Here is a 4,135-nt window from a genome sequence, read left to right as displayed (position 1 = left end):
TTGGACTCAGAAAAGGTAAAGGTCGGCATGGGGACATGCTTTCACACGTCCGCGTGGGCCATGGTTAGAGGCTCGGCTTGCAGAGCTGCGTGGCCGTGCGGGAGCCGTCGTGGGTCAGATTCGGCTCAGAAGTTCCGTCCGTTTCGTCTCAAATTCTGCTTGCGAAAGTAGGCCATCGTCACGCAGCTGGGCAAGTCGTTGAATCTGTTCGACAGGATCAGGTGATGAAGGCGCTGGATGCTTATCGCTCTTTCGTGAGAGCCGAATCGCCACAACGACGATAGCGATGACGACGAGAGCAATCATGGCGAACACCCCGAGGATGACCAGTACATGCAGACCACTCAAACCAAAACGCATTCCGGTGGGCGGTGACCGGCGGCGGTCTTATCCCTGAACCCGTGCGCAACCTCCGGGGTCAAGCCCACCTCACGAGGTCGATCTCGGTCGCGTTCACGGCACTGACCTAGGGTGGATGTATGGACGCCGACATCAACTTTTACTTCGACCCGGTCTGCCCGTTCGCCTGGATGACCAGCAAGTGGGTGCGGCAGGTGCAGGCACAGCGCGACTACACCGTGGACTGGCGATTCATCTCGTTGCGCCTGATCAATGCCCACGTCGACTACGACGCGCATTTCCCTCCCGAGTACGAAGCCGGCCACACAGCCGGGCTCCGGCTCCTGCGGGTAGCCGCCCGAGCGCGTGCAGAACACGGCCGCGCAGCGATGGCGCCGCTGTACGCCGCCTTCGGGACTCACATCTTCGACACCGCCCCCCGTTCGGACAACCAGCGGAGCGAGGTCGAGGTGCGTGAGCTCCGTGGGACGCGTGAGTTCGCGGAGCCGATCCTCGCCGAGGCGGGCCTGCCGCTCGAGCTGGCGGACGCTCTCGACGACGAATCATGGGACATGGAGATCCAGCAGGAGACGGACGAAGCGCTCTCCCTCACCGGAAAAGACGTTGGCACACCCATCATCCACTTCGAGCCACCCACCGGTGTGGCCTTCTTCGGACCGGTGATCAGCCGGTTGCCAGACGAGGACTCAGCAGCCGAATTATGGGATCACGTCGTTGCGTTGGCACGTTTCCCAGGTTTTGCCGAACTCAAACGCAGCCTGCGCGAGCAGCCACAGCTGGCTGCGTTCGGAGTCGACGCGGGTACGGTCGGAACGAAAGAAGACTGGCACGGCGGCAGTCGGCGGCAGAAGAAGTGACCCCCTCCGTTAGGGTGAAAGCATGAGTGAGACACGCATCCGCAGCCATCAGGAGTCCGTCATCGTCGAGGCGTCGGCCGTGTTTCTCTACGACCTGCTCTCGGACATCACGCGCACCGGCGAGTGGAGCCCGGTCTGTACGTCCTGCTGGTGGGACGACGAGGCCGAGGCCGGTCGGGTCGGTGCCTGGTTCACCGGGCACAACGAGCTCCCGGATCGGACCTGGGAGACCCGGTCTGAGGTAGTGACGGCAGAGCGCGGTCGCGAGTTCGCCTGGGTGGTGGGCGGCAGCTTCGTCCGCTGGGGCTTCAGCTTCACCGCCGCGGAGACCGGAACGATACTCACCGAGTCTTGGGAATTCTTGCCGGACGGGATCGCCATGTTCGAGGACAAGTTCGGCGAAGACGCCGACGCTCAAATCGCCGATCGCACCCAGCAAGCCCTCAATGGCATCCCGAAAACCCTCGCCGCGATCAAACGGATCGCCGAGGCCTCCACGGACGCACGGGCATAAACCCCGTCATGACCGGGCCACTTGGAGGGGGACGTCTCCGCAACGGTCTTTCCCGCATGTCGAGGAGCCACCTCACCTCCCACTGGAGCGAATGAACTCGCAGAGGGGAGGTCGGAGGCAACCTGATTGTCGTTGAGCCTCCGTGTCAACAGCCCTGAGTGGTCAAGGGGCGCATGTGAAGCGTCCACCAGCAGGGCACCTCAGGCTGCGGTCAGCAGGGCCGCGAGTTCCTCGAGCGCGTCTTCTCCGGCCATGTCTCGAACCAGGAGCGGCAGTTCGGTCATCGGCACAGTCCGAAGGCGATCACGGAGCTCGTGGAGACAGGTGTCTTCGTGTTTCCGGCGTTCAGCGAGGAAGGCTCCGGCATCAGCGGGGGAGCGGCGGTTGACCACCAGAGATGCAACGTCGATGCCTAAACCGTGCAGTTGCCTGACGATATCGAGGGATTCGGCGACGGGCATCTTTTCGGCGAGAGTCACGACCACGAAGCCCGTAAGGGTATCGTCGGTGATCGTCTTGTTCATCCGGGCGAATCGGTCTCGCCGGGCGATCAACGTGCGTCGTAGCTCCGAGTCGGCGTCTGCTTGCGGGTCTTCACCGCCGATAAGTCCGCGCGCCGCCGCGGCGAATCGGTCCGATCGGGAACGGCTGGCCAGCAGCGATTCCGTCCACCCCGTCAACTTCTCCGGCAGGCTCAGCAGGTGCAGCGTGTGGCCCGATGGTGCGGTGTCGAACAGTACAAGGTCATAGCGGTCCATCCCCTGGTCGATGAGCTCGGCAATCCGTTCGAGCACGGCCGACTCATGGCTGCCCGGCGCGGTCTTGGCGAGCTCGAGATGCGCCTTCGCCGAGCGGTGCAGCCGTTCGGGCAGGAGCTTCATCATGGTGGCGGTGACCGCCGCGAAATGCCGCTCGATGGTGGCCTGCGGATCGATCTCCACCGCATCCACGTGTCCACCGGCGGTGAACACGCGTGTGGCAGCATCCGACACGTGCGCGTCCCAGATATGTCCGAGGTTGTGGGCCGGATCCGTGGAGACGAGCAGCACCCGACCACCGTTCCGGGCCCGGGCAAGGGCCAATGCCGAAGCGACGGAGGTCTTTCCCACTCCGCCTTTGCCCCCGACGAAGAGTACCTTTCGCTCGGCGGCGAGTGTCAGCAGCATCCGATACTGTCCAATGGTGAGCGGGGGATTCCGATGCGGCGATGCCAGGCGTGGAAGTCCTCCCAGAGGGCGGGCATGAGTTCTGCGGTGTAGTACGCGGCCGGGTCGGGTACGCCGAGCGCTTCACCCAGCACAGCGATCATGAACAGGTCGTCTTCGCCCTGCTGCTCCCGTTTGAACATGTGACGGTACGGGCCCACGTAGAACTCGTTCAGGCCCTCCCAGAACGCCGACCAGCGCCGGGAGAAGATCTCCCGGCGCTGATCACGTGACGATAGTTCCATGCAGTCAGATGTCGCTGTCGTGAGACGTCGCCTTAGCGAGACGTCGCCTTAGCGAGACGTCGCCGTGGCGCCGGTCAGTTCCGCGTGAGGGTCGATTTTTTCGTCGGCATCTTCGTCTTCGGGAACCATGTGGCTGGCCTTGCGCATCGCCGTGATTGCCTCAATCGCGACCCACACGCTGGCCACGATGATGATCACGTCGAGCGAGAAGAGCATCCAATCCGGGTCGGCGGGATTCGCGAAACTTCCCAGCTGGATGAGCGCGGCCCACAACGCCATGACGAAGATGATCACGAGCGGGACCAGCGCCGTGATGGGGTTGCGCCCCTTGCGGATCAGCATGACCGCGATGATCGACAGACTCAGCGATGCCAACAGCTGGTTGGTGGTTCCGAACAACGGCCAGATGCGCAAGCCGCCCTCGCCCCCGAGTCCCTGCGAGAACGTCAGGCCGAGTCCGAGCACGACGACGACGAGGGTCGCCGAGATCTTGCCGATCTTGACCTTGAAGGTCTGGCCGATCTCCTGCACGACAAAGCGCAGCAGCCGCATTCCGGTGTCCATCGTGGTCGCGGCGAACAGCACTGCCATGGTCGCCAGGAGCGTGGCGCTCAGCGATGCGGGGAGGCCGATGCCGTTCTGCATGAGCGTCGAACCGCCCTGCACGAAAGCGTTGACCCCGGCTGCGCCGAACGAGCTGTAGATCTCGTTCCACTCGGCGACCGACTTGAATCCACCGATGACGGCCAAGATCGTTCCGAGGGAAAGCAGTCCCTCACCAACCGCACCGAAGTACCCGACGAAACGAGCATCCGTTTCCTTATCGAGCTGCTTCGAGGTGGTGCCGGAAGACACCATGCCGTGGAACCCCGAGATCGCGCCACACGCAATGGTCACGAACAGCAGCGGAATCATGCTGGGCGTCCCAGCGGGAACGTCCATGTTGATCATCGG

At 63.4% G+C, this 4,135-nt stretch carries 6 protein-coding genes; 2 read left to right on the top strand and 4 right to left on the bottom strand.

Going from position 1 to position 4,135, the window contains the following annotated elements; genetic code table 11:
- Window positions 1–114: 114 nt before the first annotated feature.
- Window positions 115–360, bottom strand: a complete 246-nt coding sequence (locus JF66_RS16430; RefSeq protein ID WP_035879714.1) for an SHOCT domain-containing protein — start codon at window positions 358–360, stop codon at window positions 115–117.
- 119 nt (window positions 361–479) lie between these two features.
- Between JF66_RS16430 and JF66_RS16425 the strand changes: the two genes are divergently transcribed.
- Together JF66_RS16425 and JF66_RS16420 are read left to right on the top strand one after the other, a co-directional pair.
- Window positions 480–1,217 (top strand): hypothetical protein, encoded by a 738-nt coding sequence (locus JF66_RS16425; protein ID WP_035879712.1) that lies wholly within the window; start codon window positions 480–482, stop codon window positions 1,215–1,217.
- Between the two features lie 22 nt (window positions 1,218–1,239).
- Entirely contained in the window at window positions 1,240–1,731 is a 492-nt protein-coding gene (locus JF66_RS16420) for an SRPBCC family protein (RefSeq protein WP_035879710.1), read from the top strand.
- 200 nt (window positions 1,732–1,931) lie between these two features.
- On the opposite strand, the gene JF66_RS16415 is transcribed toward JF66_RS16420, so the two are convergent.
- From JF66_RS16415 to JF66_RS16405, 3 genes are all read right to left on the bottom strand, one after another.
- Complete coding sequence (locus JF66_RS16415; protein ID WP_035879709.1) at window positions 1,932–2,897, bottom strand: ArsA family ATPase; 966 nt, start codon at window positions 2,895–2,897, stop codon at window positions 1,932–1,934.
- Complete coding sequence (locus JF66_RS16410; RefSeq protein WP_051973655.1) at window positions 2,888–3,181, bottom strand: cory-CC-star protein; 294 nt, start codon at window positions 3,179–3,181, stop codon at window positions 2,888–2,890. Before JF66_RS16410 ends, JF66_RS16415 begins: the two co-directional genes overlap by 10 nt.
- Before the next feature lie 48 nt (window positions 3,182–3,229).
- On the bottom strand, window positions 3,230–4,135 hold a 906-nt coding region (locus JF66_RS16405), incomplete at its 5' end, for a carbon starvation CstA 5TM domain-containing protein (RefSeq protein ID WP_035879708.1).

Source organism: Cryobacterium sp. MLB-32, from assembly GCF_000738085.1.
In the GTDB taxonomy this organism is placed as follows: Bacteria; Actinomycetota; Actinomycetes; order Actinomycetales; family Microbacteriaceae; genus Cryobacterium.
This window is presented reverse-complemented; position numbering and strand designations above follow the sequence as displayed.

Excerpts from the sequence above, each read along its gene's own strand:
- JF66_RS16420 (WP_035879710.1), top strand. The coding sequence starts at position 1,240 with ATGAGTGAGACACGCATCCGCAGCCATCAGGAGTCCGTCATCGTCGAG.
- JF66_RS16410 (WP_051973655.1), bottom strand. The coding sequence starts at position 3,181 with ATGGAACTATCGTCACGTGATCAGCGCCGGGAGATCTTCTCCCGGCGC.
- JF66_RS16415 (WP_035879709.1), bottom strand. The coding sequence starts at position 2,897 with ATGCTGCTGACACTCGCCGCCGAGCGAAAGGTACTCTTCGTCGGGGGC.
- JF66_RS16425 (WP_035879712.1), top strand. The coding sequence starts at position 480 with ATGGACGCCGACATCAACTTTTACTTCGACCCGGTCTGCCCGTTCGCC.
- JF66_RS16430 (WP_035879714.1), bottom strand. The coding sequence starts at position 360 with ATGCGTTTTGGTTTGAGTGGTCTGCATGTACTGGTCATCCTCGGGGTG.